At 35.6% G+C, this 26,864-nt stretch carries 22 protein-coding genes; 6 read left to right on the plus strand and 16 right to left on the minus strand.

Annotated features, from left to right (window positions below):
* Positions 1-22 precede the first annotated feature (22 nt).
* The 4 genes from AC4MBN_RS14100 to tviB form a co-directional block, all read right to left on the minus strand.
* Entirely contained in the window at positions 23-619 is a 597-nt protein-coding gene (locus tag AC4MBN_RS14100; protein WP_491880418.1) for an acyltransferase, read from the minus strand.
* Positions 616-1,716 (minus strand): lipopolysaccharide biosynthesis protein, encoded by a 1,101-nt coding sequence (locus AC4MBN_RS14105; RefSeq protein ID WP_491880419.1) that lies wholly within the window; start codon positions 1,714-1,716, stop codon positions 616-618. The genes AC4MBN_RS14100 and AC4MBN_RS14105 overlap by 4 nt, the downstream gene beginning before the upstream one ends.
* 68 nt (positions 1,717-1,784) lie before the next feature.
* Positions 1,785-2,810, minus strand: a complete 1,026-nt coding sequence (locus AC4MBN_RS14110; RefSeq protein WP_491880420.1) for an NAD-dependent epimerase/dehydratase family protein — start codon at positions 2,808-2,810, stop codon at positions 1,785-1,787.
* 30 nt (positions 2,811-2,840) lie between these two features.
* Positions 2,841-4,118 carry a Vi polysaccharide biosynthesis UDP-N-acetylglucosamine C-6 dehydrogenase TviB gene (gene tviB, locus AC4MBN_RS14115; protein WP_491880421.1) on the minus strand — a complete coding sequence of 426 codons (1,278 nt, stop codon included), beginning with the start codon at positions 4,116-4,118 and terminating at the stop codon, positions 2,841-2,843.
* 363 nt (positions 4,119-4,481) lie between these two features.
* On the opposite strand from tviB, the gene AC4MBN_RS14120 reads away from it, so the two are divergent.
* Genes AC4MBN_RS14120 through AC4MBN_RS14130 form a run of 3 tightly spaced genes read left to right on the plus strand, consistent with a single transcriptional unit; the run spans position 4,482 to position 8,190 of the window.
* Entirely contained in the window at positions 4,482-5,537 is a 1,056-nt protein-coding gene (locus AC4MBN_RS14120; protein WP_491880970.1) for a polysaccharide biosynthesis/export family protein, read from the plus strand.
* Complete coding sequence (locus tag AC4MBN_RS14125; protein ID WP_034706709.1) at positions 5,537-5,965, plus strand: low molecular weight protein-tyrosine-phosphatase; 429 nt, start codon at positions 5,537-5,539, stop codon at positions 5,963-5,965. The genes AC4MBN_RS14120 and AC4MBN_RS14125 overlap by 1 nt, the downstream gene beginning before the upstream one ends.
* Positions 5,966-6,000: 35 nt before the next feature.
* Positions 6,001-8,190: a polysaccharide biosynthesis tyrosine autokinase gene (locus AC4MBN_RS14130; RefSeq protein WP_491880422.1), complete on the plus strand. Its 2,190-nt coding sequence runs from the start codon at positions 6,001-6,003 to the stop codon at positions 8,188-8,190.
* 571 nt (positions 8,191-8,761) lie between these two features.
* Here AC4MBN_RS14130 and AC4MBN_RS14135 read toward each other — a convergent pair.
* The 12 genes from AC4MBN_RS14135 to rfbB all read right to left on the minus strand — a co-directional run bounded on the left by AC4MBN_RS14135 (position 8,762) and on the right by rfbB (position 21,530).
* Entirely contained in the window at positions 8,762-9,400 is a 639-nt protein-coding gene (locus AC4MBN_RS14135) for a sugar transferase (RefSeq protein ID WP_491880971.1), read from the minus strand.
* Positions 9,401-10,291: 891 nt separating this feature from the next.
* Entirely contained in the window at positions 10,292-11,245 is a 954-nt protein-coding gene (locus AC4MBN_RS14140) for a GNAT family N-acetyltransferase (protein ID WP_491880423.1), read from the minus strand.
* Between the two features lie 83 nt (positions 11,246-11,328).
* Positions 11,329-12,483, minus strand: a complete 1,155-nt coding sequence (locus AC4MBN_RS14145) for a glycosyltransferase family 4 protein (protein WP_419375085.1) — start codon at positions 12,481-12,483, stop codon at positions 11,329-11,331.
* Positions 12,480-13,349: a glycosyltransferase family 2 protein gene (locus tag AC4MBN_RS14150; RefSeq protein WP_491880424.1), complete on the minus strand. Its 870-nt coding sequence runs from the start codon at positions 13,347-13,349 to the stop codon at positions 12,480-12,482. The genes AC4MBN_RS14145 and AC4MBN_RS14150 overlap by 4 nt, the downstream gene beginning before the upstream one ends.
* Positions 13,350-13,351: 2 nt before the next feature.
* Positions 13,352-14,494 carry an O-antigen ligase family protein gene (locus AC4MBN_RS14155; RefSeq protein WP_491880425.1) on the minus strand — a complete coding sequence of 381 codons (1,143 nt, stop codon included), beginning with the start codon at positions 14,492-14,494 and terminating at the stop codon, positions 13,352-13,354.
* A 131-nt stretch (positions 14,495-14,625) separates the two neighbouring features.
* On the minus strand, positions 14,626-15,513 hold the full coding sequence (locus AC4MBN_RS14160; RefSeq protein ID WP_491880972.1) for a glycosyltransferase family 2 protein: 888 nt from the start codon (positions 15,511-15,513) through the stop codon (positions 14,626-14,628).
* A gap of 15 nt (positions 15,514-15,528) precedes the next feature.
* On the minus strand, positions 15,529-16,773 hold the full coding sequence (locus AC4MBN_RS14165; protein WP_491880426.1) for an O-antigen translocase: 1,245 nt from the start codon (positions 16,771-16,773) through the stop codon (positions 15,529-15,531).
* Complete coding sequence (locus tag AC4MBN_RS14170) at positions 16,774-17,889, minus strand: DegT/DnrJ/EryC1/StrS family aminotransferase (RefSeq protein ID WP_491880427.1); 1,116 nt, start codon at positions 17,887-17,889, stop codon at positions 16,774-16,776.
* An 87-nt stretch (positions 17,890-17,976) separates the two neighbouring features.
* Entirely contained in the window at positions 17,977-19,065 is a 1,089-nt protein-coding gene (locus AC4MBN_RS14175; protein WP_491880428.1) for an acyltransferase family protein, read from the minus strand.
* 100 nt (positions 19,066-19,165) lie between these two features.
* On the minus strand, positions 19,166-19,591 hold the full coding sequence (locus tag AC4MBN_RS14180; protein ID WP_491880429.1) for a sugar 3,4-ketoisomerase: 426 nt from the start codon (positions 19,589-19,591) through the stop codon (positions 19,166-19,168).
* 5 nt (positions 19,592-19,596) lie between these two features.
* Positions 19,597-20,472 carry a glucose-1-phosphate thymidylyltransferase RfbA gene (gene rfbA, locus AC4MBN_RS14185; RefSeq protein ID WP_104426847.1) on the minus strand — a complete coding sequence of 292 codons (876 nt, stop codon included), beginning with the start codon at positions 20,470-20,472 and terminating at the stop codon, positions 19,597-19,599.
* Complete coding sequence (gene rfbB / locus AC4MBN_RS14190; protein WP_419375120.1) at positions 20,472-21,530, minus strand: dTDP-glucose 4,6-dehydratase; 1,059 nt, start codon at positions 21,528-21,530, stop codon at positions 20,472-20,474. The genes rfbA and rfbB overlap by 1 nt, the downstream gene beginning before the upstream one ends.
* Before the next feature lie 745 nt (positions 21,531-22,275).
* On the opposite strand from rfbB, the gene AC4MBN_RS14195 reads away from it, so the two are divergent.
* The 3 genes from AC4MBN_RS14195 to bamJ all read left to right on the plus strand — a co-directional run bounded on the left by AC4MBN_RS14195 (position 22,276) and on the right by bamJ (position 26,835).
* Entirely contained in the window at positions 22,276-23,352 is a 1,077-nt protein-coding gene (locus AC4MBN_RS14195; protein ID WP_034170758.1) for a polysaccharide biosynthesis/export family protein, read from the plus strand.
* 428 nt (positions 23,353-23,780) lie between these two features.
* Positions 23,781-25,964 (plus strand): polysaccharide biosynthesis tyrosine autokinase, encoded by a 2,184-nt coding sequence (locus AC4MBN_RS14200; protein WP_491880430.1) that lies wholly within the window; start codon positions 23,781-23,783, stop codon positions 25,962-25,964.
* A 166-nt stretch (positions 25,965-26,130) separates the two neighbouring features.
* Positions 26,131-26,835: a BamJ family beta-barrel-assembly machinery protein gene (gene bamJ, locus AC4MBN_RS14205; protein WP_125279709.1), complete on the plus strand. Its 705-nt coding sequence runs from the start codon at positions 26,131-26,133 to the stop codon at positions 26,833-26,835.
* Positions 26,836-26,864 lie beyond the last annotated feature (29 nt).

A 26,864-nucleotide genomic window follows, 5' to 3' on the forward strand; every position in this document is an offset into this window, starting at 1 on the left:
ATTCAGGGATACGGATGCTCAATCAGAGTGATTTTATTTTTTTCGCCGGGATCCCAACGTAGACGCCTGCTTCTGTCAGCGGTTTGGAGACCAAGCTACAGGCACCAATCACGCTGTTGTCTAGAATCGTTACACCGTCCAGCACTGTGACCCGTGCTCCCAGCCAGATATTTTTACCCAGACTGACTCCCTGCTTGGTGATCTGGTCCTTAACCAGTACATCTGGCTCACCAAATTTATGGTTGCTGGCGATAATGATGCTTTGTGTGCCAATCCGAGTATTGTCGCCAATTTTTACCCCGCCACAGCCATTGATATAGGACTTGGAATTAATGCTGACATCTCGACCAATTTCGATCTTGCCGCCAAAACATTTGATGTAGCAGTTTTCACCAATAAAGCTATGATCCGCAATGGTGAGACTCGCACCCGGCTCGACAATGATGCTAACATAATCGCCAATATAAACATTCTTGCCGATTTTAACCTGACCGCTAATTTCCAAAGTCGAATGTTTGCCAAAATATCGGAATCGGGTCTTGAAGGCCAAGTTATAGATTGCCTTACGGCACTGTGCAGTGAACCAATGCATGATTTTCAAGGCTTTAAAAAACATCATACTTTGCTTCTCCACACTACATATAAAATGGCAAAGTTATAGAAAATCAACGCGACCGGCACCGCCAGCAACATATACAGCTTGTCACTTAACAGCAGATACAGAGCGGCAAATAAAATAAATTTAATGCACAACTCGACAATCTGCAATTTAAACAATGCCTTGCTATTGCGCCGCGCGACCAGATAAGCAGAACTTGGCGGATTACAGAAAATCGCCCAATATCCCAAAGCTAAAATCTGGAAATACTGTGAAATTCCAACCCATTCCTTGCCAAAAATCCAGAGGTACAAAGATTCCGGTATGACAAAGAAAATGGCAAATAGGGGCAAAGACACTACGCTAAGTAGCACGCTACTTTTTAAAGCCGGTTTATTGGTTGGCGTGGTTTTAAACAGCCGGATAAAAAATTGACGTAAAGTCTGCGAAATCAGATTAATCGGCACCCTTAAGGTTCGTTCGACAATGGCATAAAAACCCATTGCCTGCACACCGATAAAATGCGACACCACATAATACGGCAAGTTATGCGAAAAACTATTTAATAAGGCATGGGGGGTATTAGCATAGACAAAATCTTTATAATTTTTAAATACCTGCCAGCTGACCTGATACAGTTGATTTTTCGAAATATATAGCACCACGATGATGATCATGATGACTGAACTAATCATATAACTATCGATCAGCGCAATACTTATCAGCAGTGGCAAACTCAGCTGCGCTGCAATCACAATCAGGCTACGAAAAATATTCAGCCCGGCACAAAAATATTCGGCATGCGCAGCAAATTTATAGTTATACAGGCTCTGGATCAGGGTATTGGCCAGAACGCCACTACAGATAGCTACCACCATATTCAGGTGAAAGATAAAACATAATACTAAGCCACTGATCAGGGTCAGAACCAGAGAAAAAATGCTTCCCTCAAAAATCAGGCTTTTTTTCTCCTGCTCTTCTGCAATGAGTAAAGCCTGATCCAGACGTAAATTAGCCACCGTGGATAAAACACTGACCACGGCCAGAGCGACACCATACTCGCCAAAGTCCTGCACCGAATACAGACGCGTTAAAACAGGAAGTGCGATAAATGTCATTATCGCACCTACAAGTAAACTTAGCGTAATTAAACCAACAGATTGGTATTTGGCGAACAGACGCGCAATCATGTCAGATTGTGAACATACCACTGCATGGCCAGTTGAATGCCTTCTGCAATTTTATATTGCGGCGCATAGCCCAAATGTTGCTGAATCTTGGCAATACTGGCTTGGGAATGACGCACATCACCGGCGCGGAAATCACGGTAGATTGGATCCTTATCGTACTGCACACCATTTTCAGCTAAAGCATTCTGAATGGCGCGATACAGTTCATTCAAGGTAGTACGATCACCCACTGCGACGTTGTAAACCTGATTTTTGGCATTTTCATCGGTGGTAGTGGCTGCCAAGATGTTGGCCTGTACCGTATTTTCAATAAAGCAGAAATCACGACTGGTTTCACCATCACCATTAATGAACACATCATCACCGGCAATCATCGATGCAGTCCATTTTGGAATCACCGCTGCATAAGCGCCATTCGGATCCTGACGCTTGCCAAAAACATTAAAGTAACGCAGACCAATCGATTTAAAACCGTAAGCACGAGCAAACACATCAGCATATAACTCATTGACATATTTGGTCACGGCATAAGGGGATAATGGATGACCAATATGTTCTTCCACTTTAGGCAACGCTGGATGATCGCCATAAGTCGAACTGCTCGCCGCATAGGTAAAGCTGGAAACGCCAGCATCGCGTGCCGCAGTCAGCATATTCAAAAAACCGCTGATATTGGTTTCATTGGTGGTAATCGGGTCAGCAATCGAACGTGGCACGGAACCCAGTGCCGCTTCATGCAAGACATAATCTACGCCTGCACAGGCTTGCTGACAATCCGCCAAATTACGGATATCGCCTTTGATAAATTGAAAATTTTCCCATTGCTCGGCACTGAACTGTGACTGAACTTCATCCAGATTATACTGATGACCGGTGGAAAAGTTATCCAGGCCCACCACTTTCTGATTCAGTTTTAACAAAGTTTCCAGCAGGTTAGAGCCGATAAAGCCTGCAACACCAGTGACTAACCAGGTTTTCGGTGTTTGCTGCAACTGCTCACACACCGTTTGATATTGGTTCATTCTTTTTAAATCCTAAATGATGCAAATGGGTTACAGGCGCAGATCTGACTCAGCCTGACTGAATACATATTTCAGGTCATACAGAACATGATTGGTCTTACCTAGAGCACGAATCTGTGCCGCTCCCATCGCTTGAAACTGTTCATGAGCCACAGCCAGAATCACCGCATCATATTCACCATTCTTCAGCTCAGTAATCGGCTGAATACCGTATTCATGCTCTGATTCAGTCGCATCAATCCATGGATCATAGATGTCGGCCTGAATATGGTATTCCTGCAGTTCATGTACGATATCAATGACCTTGGTATTACGGATATCCGGACAGTTTTCCTTAAAGCTCAAGCCGAGTACCAGCACTTTGGCACCTTCAACCTGAATCTTTTTCTTGATCATGCCTTTGACCAGCTGGGTTACCACATAAGCGCCCATACCATCGTTCAGACGACGTCCCGCCAGAATGATTTCTGGATGATAACCAATCGATTGTGCTTTATGAGTTAAATAGTACGGGTCTACGCCAATACAATGACCACCAACCAAACCTGGACGAAATGGTAAGAAGTTCCATTTGGTTCCTGCTGCTTGCAGTACGGCTTCAGTATCAATATCCATTTTATTGAAGATCACTGCCAGCTCATTGATTAACGCGATATTCACGTCACGCTGGGTATTTTCAATAACTTTGGCTGCTTCTGCGATTTTGATACTTGGTGCTTTATGCGTACCGGCCTGAATAATCAGGTTATAGACCTGATCCACATAATCCGCCACTTCTGGAGTAGAACCTGAAGTAATTTTCAGAATATTAGTCACGCGGTGCTGCTTGTCACCGGGGTTAATCCGTTCCGGGCTATAACCAGCAAAGAAATCTTTATTAAAAGTTAAACCAGAAACCTGTTCTAGTACTGGAATACAGGCTTCTTCAGTCGCACCTGGATAAACAGTGGATTCATAAACCACTACATTACCCTGAGACAGAACCTGACCAATGCTTTGCGATGCTTTAATCAGCGGAGTGAGATCAGGCTGTTTAAACTCATCAATTGGGGTCGGAACTGTCACGATATAGAAGTTGCAAGCTTTCAGGTCTTCGAGATTAGCGCTGTAGTGTAATTGTGTTGCCTGTGTTAATTCTTCCGAGGATACTTCCAAGGTATGGTCTGTACCAGACTTGAGTTCATCAATACGCTTTTGATGAATATCAAATCCCACGACTGGGACTTGTTTACCAAACTCAACCGCCAGAGGTAAACCGACGTAACCTAATCCGACAATGGCAATTTTGAGTTCTGAGAGCTCTAGCATTAATCCAGACCTTGTAACATAAATTTAATAAAATAAACCGAGTGACAAATAGAGTCACTATATACCAGCAATTTTAGCATATAAGGCAGTAAGTAAAATTTTTTATGTAGTTTTAAGATAATTCCTTATTTTTTTCTTTTTTAAATATTATGTATATAAACATATGAATTAATCTAATGAAAAAAAAGATAGAGCATCAAACCTAGGTTTACTATGAAACTTAGTATAGAATCTTATATAAGATTTTATATAGCTTATTTAGCCTATTATTTCTGCCTCATGGCACCTAAACATTATTTTTATAAAACAGGATTTAGAGTGAGTTACTACCGTAATAGTTTTCTGTTAGCCTTAAGTTTAAGTATGGGGGGGTGTGCAGTCACCTCTGGCTTACAAACCGATAACTTGCCCAATGAAGGTATGTATCAGACAGACTTAGGTACTACAGTGAATGTCATTAAATTGACTCAAGATTCTATTATGGCTGTTCAGCCTGCTGTACATAATATTCAACAAGAATATGCCCATCTTTTTAGTACACCACACCGCAGCTATCAGTTGAGTGCAGGTGATATTTTATCTATTTATTTATGGGCTTATCCAGAACTTACCTCTGCAAGTAATATTACGAGTGACCAGTCTGCACAAGCGAATGGCTTCCAGATCGATTCAGATGGCTATATTCATTTTCCAATTATTGGACGCTATCAAGCTTCAGGAAAATCAGTAGCTCAGGTCAATCGTGAATTACGTAGCCAGTTATCACGTTACTTAAAGACTCCGGATGTCATCGTTCGTGTATTATCATATCAAGGTAAAAGATATTCGGTTCAGGGCAATGTTGTAAAAGGTGGCCAGTTTTATCTCAATGATCAACCTGTTAGTGTTTATACAGCATTAGGAATGGCAGGTGGTATTAATCCTCAACAAGGTGATAATACATCTATTACATTAGTCCGTCAGGGACGTTCCTATAGTTTAAATACAATAGAATTAGAAAAGGCCGGATTCTCTCTACATAATTTATTAATACAGCCTAATGACACCTTATATGTCAATAATCGTGAAAATCAAAAAATTTATGTTATGGGTGAGTCAGGTAAAAACCAGTCACTACCTATACGCGACCAAGGCATGAGTCTTAGCGATGTAATTGGGGAAAGCTTAGGATTAAATCCACTTTCTGCGAGTCGCAGTAAAATCTATGTAGTACGAAGTAATGTAAACTCTCCAATGACAGAAATATATCATATGGATCTCAGTAATATTGGGGACTTTGGCCTAGCAAACCAGTTTAAAATGCGTAGCAATGATATTGTTTATGTAGATGCTTCAGGTCTTGCACGCTGGCAACGTGTAGTTAATCAGGTTATTCCTTTCTCAAATGCACTGTATAATTTAGATCGTTTGGGGAACTAATGAAAATTAACAATATTTTAGTGGTTTGTATTGGTAATATTTGTCGTAGCCCAATGGCAGAATATTTTTTAAAACAGGAATATCCTCATTTGAATATTGAATCTGCAGGTATTTCTGGTTTAATTGGTCATGCAGCTGATGAAAAAGCGAGTCTATGTATGCAGCGCTTTGGAATTGATATGAGTCCTCATGTTGCAAAAAAGCTGAATGCAGAGCTCATTAAAAAAGCCGACCTAATATTAGTTATGAGCCAGAATCAGCAAAAACATATAGAACAAACCTGGCCTTTTGCTAAAGGTAAAACCTTTAGACTGGGGCATTGGCAAAGTAAAAATATTGCCGATCCTTATCAGCATGATCAAACAGTCTTTGATGAAACTTGTAGATTGATTCAAGACTGTATTACTGACTGGAAAAAATATATTTAAGTTTTTTAATATTTTCACTTTTTGATATTTAAATTATGAGCCAAACTGCCAATACCGAAGATACTATTGATCTGAAGGAATTATTTTTTTCCTTAATTGCTCAATGGAAACTGATCACGATCTGTATATTATTGAGTTTAATTGCAGCTTTATTATATCTAAGGATCACTCCAGATACCTATAACGTAGATGCCCTGGTACAAGTAGAAGATAATAAAGGTGCATCAGCAGCTTTATTAGGTGACCTTTCTAATATGATTGAGCAAAAATCTCCGGCTCAAGCTGAAATTGAGATTTTAAAATCGCGTCTTGTGCTTGGCTCAGTGATTAACCAGTTAAACTTGGACCTTGTAATTTCTGGTACTGAAGATTCGATCTGGAATCGATTATTAAAAAATCATAATTATGATATCCAATATACGACAAAATCAGTACTCTTCAAAGATAATGAGCAAAGTTTTGATGTAAGACAGTTTGATATTCCGAACTATTTTAAAAATAAAAATCTATTATTAAGTTTTGATGATAATAAATATAATCTAACTGATGCCGAAACAAATGACATTATATTTACTGCTCCTTTAAACCAAACCAGTCAAATTCAATCAAGATATGGTCTTTGGAAAGTTGCCATTTATAGTAAAGACTCCTTAGATTCTACTTATAATATTCAAAAGCTGACTTTGCCTGCGGCAGTGCAACGCATACTTAATAATTATTCAGTTGCTGAAAAAGGTAAAATGACGGGTGTACTTGGATTAAATTATCAGGGCCAAGATAAACAGCATATTACTCAAGTATTGAATGCCATCTTAACAGCCTATAGCCAGCAAAATATTGAACGTCGTTCAGCTGAATCTGCCCAAACATTGAAGTTTCTAGATGAACAACTCCCTGAGTTGAGCCAACAGCTAGATCAGGTAGAACGTGAATTTAACCAGTTCCGTCAACAATATAATACTGTGGACTTAACTAAAGAATCAGAACTGTATTTGACTCAGAGTATCGCTCTAGAAACACAAAAAGCCGAACTTGAACTTAAAGTTGCTGAAGCTTCTGCACGTTATACTGAAGAACATCCAGTAATGGAACAAATGAATGCTCAACTCGGTGCAATTAATAGTAAAATTGCAGCATTGAGTAATACTTTAAAGCAGCTTCCTGATTTACAGCGTCGTTACTTACAACTCTATCGTGAGGTTGAAGTTAAACAACAGCTATATACCGGATTACTTAATACTTATCAACAACTTCGCATCGCTAAAGCTGGTGAAATTGGTAATGTACGTATTGTTGATACTGCCGTAGAACCAATTGAACCGATTAAACCAAAAAAACTGATTGTACTTATACTTTCACTATTTCTCGGTGGTTTTTTAGGAACATTACTTGCTTTATTGCGCAATATGATGCGTTCAGGAATCAAGGATTCAGCACAAATTGAAAGAGAGTTAGATCTGCCTGTATATGCAACAGTTCCTCGATCTCCACTCCAAGAAAGTCGTGTCAATTTGCTGAAAAAGAAAAAGAGCATTCCTATTCTTGCGGTTAAAGATAGTAGTGATATTGCAATTGAAAGCTTACGAAGTATGCGTACTGCAATCCATTTTGCTCTAAGTAATGCCAAAAATAATATTATCGCACTTTCAGGTCCAGCCCCTGAAATTGGTAAATCATTTATTACTACCAACCTAGCAACTATTTTGGCTCAAAGCGGAAGCCGGGTATTAGTGATTGATGGTGATTTACGTCGTGGGTATTTAAATAAATATTTTAATAAAGAAGTACAACCAGGTTTATCCGAACTATTAAATCATCAAAATAGTTATGAAGATGTAGTTCAAAACTCACAGGTTGATAATTTATTCTTTGTTACTCGAGGTAAAAGCCCAGTAAATCCATCTGAATTACTCAGTACAGATAAGTTCAAAGTTTTTCTTGAGCAAGCTTCTGCTAGTTTTGATTACGTATTGATTGATACTCCGCCAATATTAGCCGTAACCGATGGTATCATCATTGCACAATATGCTGGTGTGAATCTATTAATTGCACGTCATGGTAAAACACAAATTAAAGAGCTTGAAATTACTGTCACTCGTTTTGAACAGGCCAATGTGAAAGTCAATGGTGTTATTCTGAATGACGTACAAAAAGGGCCTGGGAATGGTTATGGGTACGGATATAACTATGCTTATGCTTATAAGGCTTCAAAAGATGGTGATTAAGATAAATTTAATTCATAGCAATTAAATTTGTCTTAAATATAAAGATAACCTCATTGTTATCATAAAGCTTCAAACTAAGGTAGAGTAATCAAATTAGTTTGAAGCTTTTTATATTTATCCTACTATGAAGTTAGTTATAGTCTTATAATGACTGATAAAATTAAAAATAATATTTAATATAAATTTTTTTACTTCAATAAATTTAAATACCAACCTTGATTCTAAAATATCAAAAATTTAACTATCTATTTTTTATTATTAATATCATTAGCATCTTTTTTAGATATTAAATTATTAATAAACTCTATTTTAAATGAATAATTTTTTATTAGATAAGTTTTTTATCAGCTTACTTGCTTATTTCTAATATGAAAAAATTAAATATACAACTATTATAAAAAGTTTCTTAGACATCCACTACAACTAATAAAAGTATTTAATAATAAAATTAATCTATTTTAACCAGAAATAATTAAAAAAATAATAAATCTTTATTAAAATAAAAGGAATCTTCTAAAAAATAATTAGAAGAAGTTAAAAATATTTTTTAGTAATAATGAACTTTATTAAATTATTTCACTTCTTTTGCACGTAAATGGTTTTTAGTGACCTCCTTTCTACAAAATCGTGCAGCACCAACTTCTTGATCTGGCGCATTAATTCCTTCTTGATTAAACATCACCTTAGCTGTTTTAAACATAATTTTAAAATCTAGCCAAATATTATTTTGCTCAACGTATTGAACATCTAAGTCAAATTTTTCTTCCCAAGATAAATTATTACGTCCACTGACTTGAGCAAGCCCTGTCATGCCGGGTTTTACCTCATGTCTTCGCATTTGTTCAGCGGTATAATGTTCTAGAAATTCTTTCATTTGAGGTCTAGGCCCAACAATACTCATATCACCTTTTAAGACATTTATAAGCTGAGGCATTTCATCCAAGCTTGTAGAACGTAGTTTTTGACCAAAGGGTGTAATTCGAAATTTATCTGGTAAAGGATTACCTTCTTTATCAAATGCATTTCTCATAGAACGAAACTTAATCATTTTAAAGAGCTTTCCATTTTTACCAGGTCGTTCTTGATAGAAGAAAATTGGTGAGCCTAGATTTCTACGTACTTTATAAGCAATGACGATAAAAACTGGCAATAATATAAATATAGCAGCAAGCGAAATAATAATATCGATTAATCGCTTAGCAACTTTTATATCACTCCTAAAAAGGTCAGCACTAGAATATAGATGAGGGTAAGATGTTAAGGCATTTTTTAAAATTAGATCTTTCTTCCCCCGATAATACCAGGATTTTTTTTTCTCTAGCTTAGCCGCTTTATTTATCCGTGGAGAAAATTGAATGATTTGGTTCTTATACCCTTCTTTTTCTACAAGATTTTTTTTTAAGAAAATATTATCTTTTTCAATAAATAACGATTTACGTGTTGTAATAGAGCTTTTTACACAGTTTTCGATCTTATTTTTTTCTTGTTGTAGATCCATTAATAAACACCTCACTATGTCTATCTACGCATCATATCAATTGTATTTTTATTAAAGTAGAGAGACTATTGTTAGCCAATTTTATATTTTAGTTTTTTAGAAATATTATTATTATTTTTATTAAAATATTTATTTAAATAAAAATAATTAAATTTCACTTAATAAAGACCTTAAATTTATATTTTTTTCAATAAATATTAACTACTTATATAAAATTAAAGTAAATAATTTACAATTACAATAGATCAGTTAATAATGAAATATATTTCATTATTAAAAGAAATAATGTTTATAACAAATAGCAAATCTCACACTAAATAAAATGTGACAAAATGTAATTTATTTATAAGTAATGAGTCTTATATCACAATAAAATACTATTTTGAGCTTATAATTAAATATATTTCTAATTAATTATACAATCAAGATAACGTTATTTTTATTCTATTGAGACCGTCTTAAATATATAAAATAATATAAGATATAAAATCTTTAAGAATATAAAGTCTAATTAATTTCATTTCTAATTATTAAAATTTAAGAAAACTAGAAATCCACCTCTAATAATAATGAGGTGGAATAATTCAAGTTAAAATTAGGTGATCATAAATCTATACTATAATAATCATGCACAATACCACGTGCACCAAATCTTTCTTTTTGATCAATCAATCCAATGTTTAAGTATTTCCCTTCATTTTCATTAGAAGTACCGAAATCAAATATTTTGGCATTTTTCTTACTTTTGTCTATTAAATGATCAATGAGATAATCTAATACCTTGTTCTCCCTACCTTTATCATTACTAGCCAAATATTGAGTATGAACTACTCTTTCTGTTTCAAAAGTCACTGCTCCTGCCACAATATTTCCATCAAGACAACATTTATATGCTCTTATATTATTAGGGAAGCGACTTTTTAATAAATCTATTTCATCTTCATTATGTACAGGTTGTTGGTTATGATGCTGATGGAGTACTTCTCGGATTACTCCCCAAACCATACTAGGCTGTTCTACCTCCTCACAGCTGACCCCATTTTTTTTAAGCTTATTGACTGATCTTCTTTTACTTTCTGAGTATGAATATTCTTCATTTAAATCAATAGAAACACTAATATCTCGTCGGTAAAGCTTGGCATCATTTCGAAATAAAGCATACAAGTCTTCTTGAGCAGGATAATTATGATAAATAACAGGAATGCATTTATATATAATCTTATCAATATTTTTTTGTTTTAAATAAATTTTTAATAAATTAAATAATTCTAGCATGTCAGCGGCATGAATATCTCTATTAATTAAAAAACCACCAAAAGTTAAGCCTTGATGACTATAAAAAATATTATCTTTAATATTTCCAGGCAATAAGGCTACAATTTTCCCTTTTTCATTTTTAAATATTAGTGAGAGATCCTCAAATCGATCAGTATGATATTCCATAAAATCACGATTAAACATAAAATGATAATTTTTACATTTTAATAAAAACTCATTCCATATTATTTTATCTGAAGCCTCATATTTATGTATTTGAAAACCTAAGTCTTCTTTCATTATAGTACTCATATCTATATCCCAGTTATTGTTTTTAAATCAAATATAATTTTCTATTTATTAAGGAAAATAATATTACTTTTTTAAAGCCTATTAATGCCCATCATTTGTAATAGTCTATGGTTTATATGATCCGCATTAAAATTCTTTCTAGCATAGAGAAATCCTTGATAGCCCATTTTATTTATTTGTTCAGGATGTTCTATAAAATAAGTCATTTTCTCTACCAATGCAGCCACATCCCATTTAGGAATAAGGAAACCTGTCAATCCATCAACTACAGTCTCATTGCAGCCTGGAACATCGGTGGTGATTACCGGACGTCCTATAGCCATTGCTTCTTGTGTACTACGGGGCACCCCCTCTCGATAATAAGACGGCAATACAAAAACTGCGCTATTACGTATTCTTCGGTCTACGTCAGTCACAAAACCACTATAATCGATAATACCTGTTTGTATTAGCTGATCTAATTCAGCTTGCTTTAAGCCAGTTGGATTTTCAGGATCTAATCCACCAATAATTTTAAATACAACTTCAGGATATTTTCTTTTTACTATTCTTGCTGCTTCTATATATTCAAATATTCCCTTTTCAGCGATCAATCGAGCTATAAATATAAATGATATATTTTCCTGATTATTCCATTTTGTATAAGCATAATCTTGTAAATTAAGGCCAATCGGCCCCAAGACTTCAATCGCATTTTTTTTATGTGGCAAATTATAATGATGGACTAAATCCTTAGGATCATCATGATTTAAAAAAATAATTTTATCTAGATATGGAAATGCAAGCCGATATAGTGACACTTGCACAAAACGTATGAATTTAGCCTTTAAGCTTTGGCCATATTTATGAATAGTAAAAGGTGATCCTAGTCCTTCGATCATGCCATAAATATAAGGCACTTTAGTCTTATAGGCAGCTAGCGTTGCATAGATAACAGGCTTAGTTGAATAGGAGAATACAATATCAGGTTGAATTTCTTTTATTTTTTTAGCCAGCTGATAAGTTGAACGTAAATCAGCCAAGGGATTCAATCCTCCTCGACTAAGCTGATATGTCACTAAGGTGACTCCTAAATCTTGAATTTTGGCCAACCATTCATTTGTATATTCAGATACAAAGGCATAAACATGATAATTCTGTGCCAGACAAGACAAAATAAAATCTTTGCGAAAACCGTAAAGATTAGAGGCAGTTGTTCCAATGATGATAATTTTTTTAGAGATCATGGCTTTATACGCTCTATGAGTTCTAATTGTGCAGCATAAAAATTTTTATCGGAGTCAGAGACTGATGTAACTCTACGCTTATGTAGTATCTGCATTAAGTTCAAAAAATTTAGTACTTTTACAATAATTTTTTTAATTTCAAACTTTAAAACAATCTTATTTTTTTCAAGATCAGAAATAGCACTATTATAATATTTTTTGATTACTCCAATCTGGGTATTGTAACCACGGATCATTTTTTCTTTTTTTACATTTTCAACTTCTCTATAAAAATATAAGGGTTCCTGTAAAACGATGTAATTAAAATCATTTTTTATCGCAGCTGAAAGCCATAGTTCATAATCTTCAGCTAAGCAATTATCGACTTGATACGGATTCCTTTTGCACCACGCCTTTCGGGCAAGTAATGAAGGATGCAGTATATTAGTAACACCTTGCAAAATTTCTTTGGGCTGCATTTGATGATTAGAATAGATTCTCTTTCCTAAAATTTCATTCTTGTCTCCAATTGAATATAAGCTGGTGACTACAACATCAATATCTGGATTTTCATTTAGTACTTTAATCTGTTTTTCAAGACGATCCACTGCCATTAAATCATCAGCATCCATACGTGCAATAAAATCATACTTTGCTTCATTGATAATCTGATTTAAACGGTAAGGTAATCTTCTATTATGCCCATCAGCTATGATACGGATTCTCGGATCATTAAATGAGCGGGCAATCTCTAAAGATCGATCTATTGATCCATCATCTACCAGAATTAATTCCCAATTTTGAAAAGTTTGCGCTAATACCGATTTAATCGCATCTTCTAAATATTTTTCAGCATTAAAAAATGGAATTCCTATAGAAATATACATTGTTATTCTTCCTTATTATTATTTGAAAATAGTAAAAAAGCGGCCAATAAAAACCAAAAAATGAGTGTTCGCGCACTATAAGTTGTAAACCCATATAGCATCGGCCCCAAGAATATCAGCTTGTTTGAAAATGATAATTTTTTAAATATTTGATATAAAAAGATTAAAAATAAAGAGATACCGACGATCCCATAATAAAAAAGGATACCTAACCAGGTTGAATGAATTTCGTTTCCTTTCGGATTATATAACCAGTGTGCACCTTGGCCAGCACCAAAAATTAAATATTGAGGATATTCAAGGAAGTTAAAAAGACCTCGTCCTTCCGCCTGGCTGTCTTTTTGATCCAGGCCTTCGACAAAACGCAGAACAACACTATCAAAAGCCCCTAAATGATATAAAAAGTAACTGAGGGTACTAAAAATGACTAGTATGCCAAAAAATACAAATATTCTTTTATTCAGATCCCCTTTTTGACTAAATATAAATCCTAAAGTCAGCATTAAGAAGCCAATTGAAGCAGACCTTGACATGGTCAATAGAATTAAGAATAAAGCTAAAAAATAAACGATTATCTTTTTTAAATTACTTTCAGAAATATATAAAAAAATAGCGCAGGTAGTTAAAACCCAAAATGCCATCTGATTGGGATCATTGAAAAGACCATTGTATCGCGGTTCAAAATTGTAACGACCCAACCCACTTGCCCAGATCGCGATTTCTATTGCATAGGAAAATGGAATAAGAAACAGTATTTTTTCATAAAAAAAGTTAATTTGAGATGAACTCAAATTCATTAATAATAAAAAAAACAATAAGTTAAATATCCAATAAATGGTAGAAACCATATAACTGGGATCCAGAATGATCAAATACCAAGCAAAATTTACACAAACTGTATATGCGACAAAGATTAAGACTACACTTGAGTATTCGATGGTTATTTTTGAGCTACGGCTGAATAATAAAAATATAGCCGCCATAATAAAAAGGTGACTAAATTGTGGAACCCCACTAGACCAAAAATAAAACTGAGATAAGAAAAATGATAGCAAGATAAAGTATATAACCACTTTATCTTTTAAATTAATATCATCTAAAAAAATAATGTTATTTTTTGAATTACTTTCATTTAAAATAATCATTATCCATTCCTTTTATTATTATCTAATGCCTAGAATCAGCAAAAGAAATGATTAATATTTTTATATTACTAACTAAATTATTTTATTAAACATAGTTAAAATATAATTATTGATATAAATTTTTTTAATTATTAAAAATCTTTTTTTATTAAGAGCCAATAAAAAAATCTAAAAAAATCATATGTTAAAATTTCTGTAGGATATTCTTTTAAAATTTTTATCATCTTTTCTAATGATTTCTTTTTAGATAATAGCCCTAGCTCAAATGCATTAATCCATAAAGCTCTTTTTTTTGCTTTATTAAATAAAATATGATTCTGATATTCACTTAGAATCATCATTCTTGAATCGTGCATAAGAGTCGTTTGCTTATGCATATTACTATCATGCAACCTATATTTTGCAAAAAGCACAGGAAGATAGCATAACTCCCCTGCTTGCGCTAAAAGTAGCCACATATACCAGTCTTCTATTTGTACTTCTGCATTGTAGCCACCTATTTTTTTTAAAGCTTGAGTACGAATAAGTTGTGTAGTAGCCGGCAAATCATGTTCTAACAATAAAATCTGGTCGAAGGTATAACTTTTTCTTTTTTTAACTCTATTTTTCACAAGATTAGAATCATTATCAATAATTGATACTCCTCCAAATACAGCTATACAGTTCTTATTCTGGCTTAGAAATTTGGTTTGTATTTTTATTTTATCTTTTAAGATTATATCATCAGAAGCAAGGGAGGAAAAATATTCCCCCTGTGCCCATTCTAATGCTTCATTTAGAGTTGCGCTTAAGCCCTTATTCGGACGATGTCTAAACTCAAATCGGGTAAACCGTTTTTCACATAATGGAATTAATTCTTGTATTTTTTCTACTGAAGCATCTGTAGATCCATCATCAATAATAATTAACTCAATATTCTGATAAGACTGGTCAATGACACTCTTGATGCTATCACGTATAAACCTTTCGTGATTATAACTTGGTATAACTATAGAGACTAAGGGTTGTTCACTTATCATCATATTATTCCCTTTTTATTTTAATTGTTTAAATATAAATAAACTGATTACGATCCAATACAGCCCATAATTTATGAGATGAGCAATAGAAACACCTTCGAAACCAAATACTTGAGTACATATATAAGTTAAAGCAATGAGAGACACTGTAAATATAATCTCTGTACAAATATAGAGTTTGGTCATTGCTTTGCTGAGCATTAAATAAGCCAGTATCCAGCTTCCTATCTTCAAGGCATCTCCCATCATTTGCCAAAGAAATAAATCCTGCATAGGGGCAAAAGATGGACTAAATAATAAGTTGATAATCCAATCACGTAATATGAAAACGCAAATTCCGCCTAGAACAGCAAGTGGAAAAATAAACTTATAGCCTAAATAGACCTCTTTCTTAATTTCATCAATCGCATTGAGTTCTGATAAGCGCGGTAAGTAATACACGCCTAATGTAGTGGTTACGAGCAAAAGATATACTGTGCTTAGACGGATCATCGCCTCCCAATAGCCCGCATAAGCCAGGCTAAATTCTTGGGTTAAGTAAGCCCGAATTAACATTTGCGATAGCGGCACACAGATCGCACTGACTAATGCCATGAGAATAAATGAGGCAAATTTTTTGGTAATTCCTAGGTCTATTTTTCCTAATAGTGAAGAAAACTCAAACCAGTCTGCTCTATGACAGAGTATTAATGTCACTATAAATGCAATCGACTGATAAATGGATAATGCAATTAAAGCCCCATATAACTGCAGCTTGATTGCCAAAACCCCAGTGATCACAAGTGCAAATAAACTACCGGCAATATTTGCAAGCACCAGCTTTAAAATTTCTTTTTTCCCATTCAATATGGCTAAAAATAGCGTATTAAAATTGAAAAATATTAAAAAAATAGCAAACCATATAAAAATCGTTTGGTACTTAAGTGATTGAAATATATATAATGCCAGCTGCTTTTGAAAAATAAGTATGAGAATCGCAAAAACGAGACTAAATAGAAAAATAATACTTCCTGCTGTTTTCCAGACTGCACGTTGTTTAGCCTCATCTTCATGATATTCAGCCGTATATTTAACTACGGCGGTATTAATGGCACTGCCAGCGAAAGTCGTCACCATTTGAATAAAATTCTGGAATTGGCCGATCGCTGCATATCCGGTAGGTCCTAGATATACAGCCAGAATTTTATTCAGTACAAACATGGTGATGGTTTTAATCAAAACGGCTACACCATTCAGTACACTGGTCCTAAATAGATTCATCTATGCCTGAAAACCATTACATAACTGAACAACCTGCTTTGCTTCATCCATAGATAAAGTGGGTCCAATTGGTAAGCTTAGGACCTCCGCATGAATTTGTTCTGAAATTGGAAAACTTAAGCCATTCCATTCCTGATAAGCCTGCTGCTTATGAGGAGGAATTGGATAATGAATAAGTGTCTGTACTCCGTGTTCTGCTAAATATTGTTGTAATTTTTCCCGATATTTTGTTCTGATCACAAATAAATGCCAGACATGTTGAGCATAAGTCTCGGTATCTATATTTTTGCACGGTAGCTCAATTGCGGGATTGTGAATTTCTTTTAAATATAGATCTGCAATATGTCGACGATGCTGATTCTCCTGATCTAAAAATTTAAGTTTCACATTCAGGATGGCAGCCTGAATTTCATCAAGACGACTATTTACACCTGGTACCAGGTTTTTATATTTTTCATGTGAACCATAATTACGTATAGCTTTAAGCATCTGCGCTAACTCAGCATCGTTGGTGGTAATTGCTCCCCCATCACCGAGTGCTCCTAAGTTTTTACCTGGATAAAAACTAAAACCTGCAGCATCTCCCCAATTTCCTGCTTTTTGACCATTTACTTCAGCACCATGACCTTGGGCTGAATCTTCTAAAATTAACAAGTTATACTTTTCAGCAATGCTCATAATTTCTGGCATTGCAGCGAGCTGTCCATATAAATGCACAGGCAAAATTGCCTTTGTTTTTGGAGTAATGGCTGCCTCAATTTTCTTGGTATCAATATTAAAAGTCGTTATATCCGGTTCAACCAGTACCGGTTTCAGATTATTTTGTGAAATTGCTAAGATACTTGCAATATAGGTATTTGAAGGGACAATAACCTCATCTCCTTCATGGAGTTTTCCTAATTCTTTCCATGCGCGTAGCGTTAAAATAAGCGCATCCAAGCCATTAGCAACACCTATGGCATATCGTGTTCCACAATAATTTGCAAAATTTTGCTCAAATTCTTCTAATTCTTTGCCACAGATATACCAACCAGAGTCGATTACCCGAGTGCAAGCTGCAATCAGTTGATCACGGTGTTGAGTATTTATCGCTTTCAGATCAAGAAAAGGAATCATTCTTATCAATCTCATATAAAAATTTATATTTATTTTTTAATTTCATATTAATTAAAATTAATATATCTATAGTATTTAAATACAATCCTATTTATTCAGTTCATAACCTTTAGATTTAAAGCTTGGCTCCAATAAAAATTGTTTTACTTTCTTATTTAGCGGTTTTTCAATAAATCTATACATTAAAAAGCTAGCGATTAAGGTGACAATAAATATAAAAAAGGAAAACAGCATTAAGTCCATATTCAATGAAAATATTTTTCTTATATAATTTAAAACCTGTATTTCCAAAACATGCAGCAAGTAAAAAGAAAAACTGATTTCCCCTGCTAACACCATGTATTTATTTGACAAAAACTGGGTAATTATACTTTTTTCCTGAATAACATGAGACAGTGCAAAAATTAAAATAATTACTGCCATAGGCACCCAATAATAAATTGAATACCTGTAACTTATATCTATTTTATTATGAAATACAAAGAATAAAATAAAGAGTAAAATAGCCCCTAATTCAAATATAACTATAGGTTGATTAATTTTTGAATAGCCTACTTTTACTTTTTCAAAAATATCAAACAGGATAATACCGAGTAAGAAGTCAGAAAAACGTATATATGGCGAAATATATAACCAATAGTGATCCTGATTTTTATCAAGCTGAATATTTAGAATCAAAATACCTATAAGATATAATATAAAAATATAACTTCTGATTTTTTCAGAAATCAAAAATGCAAATGGAAACAGCAGGTAGAAGAACATTTCATCCGAGATGCTCCAGGACGGAGAATTCAATGAAAAATGGATCTCTTCTGATGTAAAAAAGCTTTGTATCAGAAAAACATGCTGGATTAAATATTCCCAACCCTTCCCAGACTGAGCAAAGGTTAATAAAAATACCAGTACTGTTGTGGCAATATGTACAGGATATATTCTGGCTAAACGAGAAATATAAAATTCTCTTTTTGAAATATTTCCGATTAAAAACTTTTCTTTATAATTGTAGGCTAAGATAAATCCACTCAAAATGAAGAAAAAGCTGACCCCTAAAAAGCCTTCGTCAAAGATACTATTAAAAATATTGGCATAATCTGTTTCTTTTAGAAAAGCCAAATGACTCAGAAAAACAAAAAGTGCAAAAAACATACGCAATGATGTAAGCGGCTTAATCACGTCATATATCTCCTTAATATTTATTATTATTTTATAATTCTATCTTCTGAGGCTTCTTCTTTTGCAAGGGCTTCATTCTAATGAATTAACTTTAATTTTATTATTTAGTGATCTGCTCAACCAAAGTCTGATCTACTTCTTTTAGAAACTGGTCATAATTACGAATGTAATCACTTTCATCATAATGATCGCTTGCCAGCACCAATAGGATGCAATCTTGTGAAAAATCATGCATCTCATGCCAAACCATAGGTGGGATTAATAATCCCTTATTAGACTGAGCAATCAAAACTTCCTGTTTTTCTTTGCCATTATCCATCAGCATTTTGCAACTTCCTTGGACTCCAAAAGCAATCTGTTGAAGTTGCTTATGTGCATGGAAACCGCGTGGAACATCGGGTTGAGCACCAGAAATATAATAAAGTCGCTGTATACTGAAAGGTATATTCCGATTGGCTTCTGCGACGACCAGACTGCCGCGGTGATCTCCTAGGTTAGGCAATTCAATCCACTCAATTAAATTCATGGTTATTACCCCACCAAAGAAATCAAATATTGACCGTAACCATTTTTATGCATGGTGTGACCAATCGCTAAAACTTGTTCTTTGCTCAACCATCCATTATTTAAGGCAATTTCTTCTAGACAAGCAACTTTATAACCTTGACGTCTTTCAAGCGTTTCAACAAATTGAGCCGCTTCAAGCAAACTTCCCTGGGTACCTGTATCTAACCAGGCAAATCCACGTCCCAGTAATTCAACATTTAGGTCACCACGTTCAAGATAAGCCTGGTTAATTGAGGTAATTTCCAGCTCACCCCGTTCTGAGGGTTTGACCTGTTTGGCAATCTGGATGACATCATTGTCATAAAAATATAAACCTGTCACCGCAAAGTTAGATTTTGGATTTTGGGGCTTTTCTTCGATTGAGATTACCCGTTGCTGTTCATCAAATTCTACGACGCCAAAGCGTTCAGGATCTTTCACCTGATAGCCAAATACTGTTGCACCTTTTTGCCGTGCTGCCGCCTGACGTAACATCGGTGTAAAACCTTGACCATAGAAAATATTATCGCCTAATACCAGACATACATTACTTTGACCGATAAATTTTTCACCCAAGATAAAGGCCTGTGCTAGACCATCAGGACGAGGCTGAATCGCATAGCTCAGCTCCATGCCAAATTGTGAACCATCCCCTAATAAGCGCTTAAACCCTTCAATATCTTCTGGTGTACTAATCACTAGGACTTCACGAATACCGGCCAACATTAATACCGATAAGGGGTAATAAACCATTGGTTTGTCATAAATTGGAAGTAACTGTTTTGAGATTCCTTTGGTAATAGGATGCAAACGTGTACCTGAGCCGCCCGCCAAGATAATCCCTTTTGTTGTTCTTAACATTATACTGCCTCCCCTAAACGTTCACGCTGATAAGAACCATCCTGAACACGCTGACACCATTCCAGATTATTCAGATACCATTGCACCGTTTTCCGGATACCTGTTTCAAAGGACTCTTGTGGCTTCCAGCCCAGTTCGCGCTCGATTTTTGAAGCATCAATCGCATAACGCAAATCATGCCCTGGCCGATCGTTAACAAAAGTAATGAGGCTTGCATAAGTTTTTCCCTCCGGACGGGGCTTGAGCTCATCCAGAATTTTACAAATGGTTTTAACCACCTCAATATTCTGTTTTTCATTATGTCCCCCGATATTGTAGGTTTCCCCTGCGATGCCTTCGGTGGCAACCTGATATAAAGCACGCGCATGATCTTCTACAAAAAGCCAGTCCCGGATCTGTTGACCATTGCCATAAACTGGCAATGACTTCCCATCCAGGGCATTTAAGATCATTAAAGGAATCAATTTCTCAGGAAAGTGATAAGGACCATAATTATTCGAACAGTTCGTGACTAAGACTGGCAAACCATAGGTTCTATGCCAGGCCCGAACCAAATGATCCGAACTGGCTTTACTCGCTGAATAAGGGGAGCTTGGTGAATAAGGCGTAGTTTCAGTAAATAAGTCTGTTGTACCTTCTAAGTCTCCATATACTTCATCCGTTGAAATATGATGGAACTTGAATCTAGACTTTTTAATCGTAGAAAGGTTTTGCCAATACTTTCGAGCTACTTCTAGTAAGGTGTAAGTTCCCACAATGTTTGTATTTATAAATTCTGCCGGACCATCAATCGAACGGTCCACATGAGACTCTGCAGCCAGATGCATAACGATATCTGGCTGAAACTCTGAGAATAATCGGGTTAAAGGTACATGGTCGCAAATATCAGTTTGCGCAAATTGATAACGGGGATGATCCAATACAGAAATAAGTGACTCCAGATTACCTGCATAAGTTAACTTATCAACATTTAATACATGATGTTCCGTCTCGTTGATGAGATGTCGAATGACGGCAGATCCAATAAAACCGGCCCCACCGGTTACCAATATATTCATCACCATTTTGATTATCCTTTAATATTTTTTATTTTACTTTTCACAAATTATTTTTAATGTGTTGTTGCCGTCTAGGCATATCTGTTTTTATTGATTTGTCTATAAGATATATTAATTTTATTACACAAACCACCCATAGAACAGCTAATCATCAAATGTAGTTACATTTTAAAAATCTGGATAATTTTTTTTAAACTTAATCCATCTGATATAGGTTTCAAGTTTTTAGATAATTTTCCACTAATATTAATTTAACAATCATCAAAACGAATTAAATATTATTTTAATTAACAACAGATTATTTTGATTACTATAAAAATAAATTATTTTAAAATCCATTAAAATATAATTGAATATTAAGAAAAATCAATGATCTAAAAAACCTCTAGATTAGATAAAAATTATATGAAAATACTTTTCTATTTTAATTTTAGGGCTTAATTCCTTCTATCAGTAAAGAACAGTACTTATTTAAAAATAACAATTGGAAACAATTAATATTCTTATGTCATCTTAAGCAATTCACTATATCTCTACAGCTTATTTAATCACGGTTTCACTCTATTTTCGTCAATCTTACAGTTAAATTTCAGCTCAGACTTATTAAATTGACTTAAGAATAGCTATAGACAAGGTATGTGATCTATTATATTTTTTAGACGTTAATCACATAAACCGAATTCAAAAAAATTAATAATTATTAATAAATACCAATTCTGAACATATAAAAATAAAGGGGTTTCGAGTGAACTATAGACACCTTTTAGGTACTTTTACCTTAAGCCTATCTCTGGTTGGATGTGCAGCAACATCCGGCTTTCAAACGTATGATTTACCGACAGAAGGAATCTATCAAACTGAACTGGGAACTCCAGTCAATCTGGTGAAACTGACTCAGGATACATTACCTGTAGTACAGTCTGCGCAAACGCATAATCTCAGTCATTATGCTCCTCTCTTTCAGACTGAGGTGCAGGATTACCGCTTGAATCCAGGAGATATTTTATCTTTCCAGTTATGGGCTTATCCTGAAATTAGTGCAGTTCCTACAGCTAGTGACAATAACAATGGTTATCAGATTGACCGGAATGGTTATATCCAGTTTCCATTTATCAATCGTTATAAAGCAGCCGGAAAAACCCTTCCACAAGTGAATCAGGAAGTACGACGTCTGTTAATTCCTTATTTGAATAATCCAGATGTGGTCGTGAGAGTGATTTCCTATCAGGGACAGCGTTATTCAGTAGTAGGGAATGTGAAATCAGCTGGACAATTTTATCTGACTGATCAGCCGGTAAGTGTGTATACGGCGCTGGGCCTGGCTGGCGGGATTAATGAGCAAGGTGATTCCACTTCAATCCAGCTCGTACGCCAAGGAGTGACCTATGATCTGAATACGATTGCTTTGGAAAAAGCGGGTTATTCCTTGCATAAGCTACTGATTCAACCCAATGACACGCTGTATATCAGTCCTCGGGAAAACCAGAAAATCTATGTCATGGGTGAAGCCGGCACCAATAAACCATTACCTATCCGTGATCAGGGCATGACACTCGCTGATGTACTGGGTGAAAGCGAAGGGATTAATCCATATTCTGCCAATCCGAGTCGAATTTATGTCTTGCGTGGCAATTCTGACAACAAGATGACTGAAATCTATCACTTAAGTCTAAAAAATCTGGGAGATTTTGGTCTGGCTAAACAGTTCAAGATGAATAGTAACGATATTGTCTATGTTGATGCTACCGGTCTGACCCGTTGGGAACGTGTAGTGAGCCAGATTCTTCCATTTTCATATGTCGCTGGTTCAGCTATACGATAGGTGAAAGTATGAAAATTAAAAATCTTTTAGCAACCTGTTTTGGACATGTTGATCATCAATCAATAGCTAAACATTTATTTATAATATCTACCCGTATTTTCAGATTAAATCTATAAGGTTGGGTCATTGAAATAATGACCGGGACTAGCAATAAAAACACTATTTTTAATTCCTCCATGGACTTCACCTGCAACTCCATGGTGCTCAAAAACCGAATATGAAACAGATTAAATTAAAGACAACATTATTCTGATCATAATCAGAATGTCTGGTCTTTAGCGGACTCGACATACTCAGAGAGGATAAAAAAACAGAATATTGAGGATCCTTTCTCGCAGGGGCAGCAAGTCATTGATGCCGTTTTGAGTTAATTCAAAACGGCATCAATGACTGGAAAAATCACTTTTAAACTTTTAGATAGTAAAATTATGAACAAAAATAACAATACCGATAATATGATTGACCTAAAAGGGGTGTTCTTTTCCCTGCTCGCGCAATGGAAGCTCATCCTGCTATGTGGTTTGCTCAGCCTGATTGTAGTGCTGCTTTACATACGTACCGCAGCGATTAACTATAAGGTTGATGCAATCGTCCAGGTCGAAGAAAGTAGAGGCTCTTCAGCTGCTTTACTTGGTAGCCTATCCAGCATTGTGAGTCAGATGTCTTCATCCAATGCCGAGATTGAGGTTTTAAAATCACGTACGATTCTCGAATCCGTAATTGACCGTTTAAATCTGGATCTGCATATTGCCAGCACCGAAGACTCTTTTATTAACCGTTTGATTCAAGGCAGAACTTCTCAAACTGAATATCAGACCGAAACTGTACGCTTTAAAGATGGTCAAAAAAGTTTTGATATCCGTCAGTTTGAAGTCCCTGTAGCTTATCTGGATAAAAATCTGCTGCTGAAATTTCAACAACAGAGCTTTAGCCTGATCAATCCACTGACCGAAGAAATCGTCTTTCAAGGCGCATTAAACCAGCCGGTTGAGGCTAAAGCTGCACAGGGTGACTGGAAAATTGCCATCTTTACTCAAGATAATCTTGATAACAGCTATCAGGTGAAAAAGCTCTCATTGCCTGCAGCGATCGATTCTATTCTTGCCAATTATACGATTACAGAAAAAGGTGATCTGAGCGGCGTTTTGCAACTTCGCTATCAGGGTCAAGATAAACAGCACATTACTAAAGTCCTGAATACGATTTTAGCAGTTTACAGCCAGCATAATATTACACGCCGTTCAACAGACACTGCACGAACACTGGCTTTCCTGGATGAACAATTGCCTGATCTACGGAAACAGCTTGATGATGCAGAGTTTGCCTTCAATCGCTTCCGCCAAAAATATAATACTGTTGATATCACCAGAGAGTCAGAATTATATTTAAATCAAAGTGTTAATTTAGAATCACAAAGAGCTCTACTTGAACAGAGACAGGCGGAAATAGGTGCCAAGTATGCAGCTGCCCATCCAGCCATGCGTGAAATTACCGCCCAACTTCGCGTAGTAAATGGCAAGATTCGTGAATTGAATTCAACACTTAAAAATATTCCAGAGATTCAACGCCAGTATTTACAACTATCTCGTGATGTTGAGGTGAAACAGCAACTGTATACCAATCTAGTAAATTCTTATCAGCAACTGAGTGTTGCTAAAGCAGGTGAAAGCGGTAATGTTCATATTATTGATACCGCACTTGAGCCAGTTGACCAGATTCAACAGAAACAGCCACTGATTTTATTTTTAACCTTCTGCTTTGGTATTTTCCTGGGCATCCTGGTGGTATTATTCCGTAACATGTTACGGTCTGGTGTGAAAGATAGCAGTCAGATCGAATACCAGCTGGATCTTCCAGTCTATGCCAATATCGCTCACTCTACTGTTCAGAAGCCTGGCCTGAAATTACTGAAAAAGAAAAAAATGCCTTTCTTATTGGCACTGAAACACAGTGATGATATGGCAGTTGAAAGCTTAAGAAGCATTCGTACAGCGAGCCACTTTGCCCTGACTCAGGCCAAAAACAATATCATGATGATTTCAGGGCCAGCACCAAAAGTTGGAAAATCTTTTGTTGCCAGCAATCTGGCAGTCATCATGGCAGAGAAAAATAAGCGTGTACTGATCATTGATGCAGACCTGCGCCGTGGTCATATACACAAATATTTTAATCTGGATAACCAGTATGGATTAACTGAATATCTGAATGAACACGTGTCTTTGGATAAAGTGGTACAAACCACCAATGTGCCGAACTTAAATGTCATCAGCTGTGGTGAAAATGCAACTAATCCAGCCGAGCTTCTGAATTCAGAACGCTTCCAGGAATTGTTGCAAAAACTGATTCCACACTATGATCATATTATCATTGATACTCCACCGGTACTGGCTGTTACGGATGCGATCATTGTATCCCGATACGTCGGACTCAATCTGGTTGTAGCGCGCTATGCAAAAACCCAGATGAAGGAACTGGCGCTTACAGTAAACCGTTTTAAACAGGCTGGCAGTACTGTCAATGGTCTGATCCTGAACGATATCCAGCGTTCAGCCGGTGGCAGCTATAGCTATGATTATACGTATAGTTATAAGCCGAAAGCCAAAACCAGCTAATCTGATAGCTCCCAAAAAACCAGCAATCATTGCTGGTTTTTTCTTTTTTGAGTCGTACCAAATGCAGGTATTCACTTGCTAAAAAACCACCCGTTCTACAAGATTTCTTAAAATTTTCTGCTAAGATGGACTGAACCTCAACGATAACATTAGATTGGACAAATACATGAGTAAGGCCTTACCGATTGCCGTCGCTGTTCTTTTAGGCGGTGCCGCGCTAGTACCTGTTTACTATGCAACTCAAAACCCTGCTACTCAAACTACAAAAGCATCTAAAGATGCCTCTGCTGTCTCTAAAATCAGCTATGCACTCGGTTATGAAGTGGCGCATCAGACTCCTCCTGAGCTGGACATTAACAGTTTTGTGACCGGTGTACGTGAAGGACATGCGCGTTCTGCACCTGCCTATACGGAAGAAGAATTACAAGCAGCTTATGAGCAGTTCCAGAAAGAAATGCAACAAAAGCAGCTTGATAGTGCAAAACAAGCTCAAGCTTCAAGTGATACTTTCCTGACTGAAAATGCGAAAAAAGCAGGCATTAAAACAACTGCTTCCGGCTTACAGTACCAAGTCACTAAAGAAGGTACAGGTAAACAGCCAAAAGCCTCTTCAATTGTGAAAGTACATTACACTGGTAAACTGGTAGATGGCACTGTATTTGACAGTTCAGTAGAACGCGGTGAACCGATCGAGTTTCCATTAAATCAAGTCATTCCAGGCTGGACTGAAGGTCTGCAGCTGATGAAAGAAGGCGGTAAGGCAACTCTATATATTCCGTCAAATCTGGGTTATGGTGAACAGGGCGTTCCTGGTACGATTCCTCCGCATAGCACTTTGATTTTTGATGTGGAATTAATCGAAGTAAAATAATACAAATAGGGAGAGCGATCAGCTCTCCT

This window comes from Acinetobacter sp. CAU_H_60, assembly GCF_058599385.1.

What these genes read in the sequence shown, in the direction of transcription:
- AC4MBN_RS14100 (WP_491880418.1), bottom strand. Translation starts at nt 619, where the DNA reads ATGATGTTTTTTAAAGCCTTGAAAATCATGCATTGGTTCACTGCACAG.
- AC4MBN_RS14105 (WP_491880419.1), bottom strand. Translation starts at nt 1,716, where the DNA reads ATGACATTTATCGCACTTCCTGTTTTAACGCGTCTGTATTCGGTGCAG.
- AC4MBN_RS14110 (WP_491880420.1), bottom strand. Translation starts at nt 2,810, where the DNA reads ATGAACCAATATCAAACGGTGTGTGAGCAGTTGCAGCAAACACCGAAA.
- tviB (WP_491880421.1), bottom strand. Translation starts at nt 4,118, where the DNA reads ATGCTAGAGCTCTCAGAACTCAAAATTGCCATTGTCGGATTAGGTTAC.
- AC4MBN_RS14120 (WP_491880970.1), top strand. Translation starts at nt 4,482, where the DNA reads ATGGGGGGGTGTGCAGTCACCTCTGGCTTACAAACCGATAACTTGCCC.
- AC4MBN_RS14125 (WP_034706709.1), top strand. Translation starts at nt 5,537, where the DNA reads ATGAAAATTAACAATATTTTAGTGGTTTGTATTGGTAATATTTGTCGT.
- AC4MBN_RS14130 (WP_491880422.1), top strand. Translation starts at nt 6,001, where the DNA reads ATGAGCCAAACTGCCAATACCGAAGATACTATTGATCTGAAGGAATTA.
- AC4MBN_RS14140 (WP_491880423.1), bottom strand. Translation starts at nt 11,245, where the DNA reads ATGAAAGAAGACTTAGGTTTTCAAATACATAAATATGAGGCTTCAGAT.
- AC4MBN_RS14145 (WP_419375085.1), bottom strand. Translation starts at nt 12,483, where the DNA reads ATGATCTCTAAAAAAATTATCATCATTGGAACAACTGCCTCTAATCTT.
- AC4MBN_RS14150 (WP_491880424.1), bottom strand. Translation starts at nt 13,349, where the DNA reads ATGTATATTTCTATAGGAATTCCATTTTTTAATGCTGAAAAATATTTA.
- AC4MBN_RS14155 (WP_491880425.1), bottom strand. Translation starts at nt 14,494, where the DNA reads ATGATTATTTTAAATGAAAGTAATTCAAAAAATAACATTATTTTTTTA.
- AC4MBN_RS14160 (WP_491880972.1), bottom strand. Translation starts at nt 15,513, where the DNA reads ATGATAAGTGAACAACCCTTAGTCTCTATAGTTATACCAAGTTATAAT.
- AC4MBN_RS14165 (WP_491880426.1), bottom strand. Translation starts at nt 16,773, where the DNA reads ATGAATCTATTTAGGACCAGTGTACTGAATGGTGTAGCCGTTTTGATT.
- AC4MBN_RS14170 (WP_491880427.1), bottom strand. Translation starts at nt 17,889, where the DNA reads ATGATTCCTTTTCTTGATCTGAAAGCGATAAATACTCAACACCGTGAT.
- AC4MBN_RS14180 (WP_491880429.1), bottom strand. Translation starts at nt 19,591, where the DNA reads ATGAATTTAATTGAGTGGATTGAATTGCCTAACCTAGGAGATCACCGC.
- rfbA (WP_104426847.1), bottom strand. Translation starts at nt 20,472, where the DNA reads ATGTTAAGAACAACAAAAGGGATTATCTTGGCGGGCGGCTCAGGTACA.
- rfbB (WP_419375120.1), bottom strand. Translation starts at nt 21,530, where the DNA reads ATGAATATATTGGTAACCGGTGGGGCCGGTTTTATTGGATCTGCCGTC.
- AC4MBN_RS14200 (WP_491880430.1), top strand. Translation starts at nt 23,781, where the DNA reads ATGAACAAAAATAACAATACCGATAATATGATTGACCTAAAAGGGGTG.
- bamJ (WP_125279709.1), top strand. Translation starts at nt 26,131, where the DNA reads ATGAGTAAGGCCTTACCGATTGCCGTCGCTGTTCTTTTAGGCGGTGCC.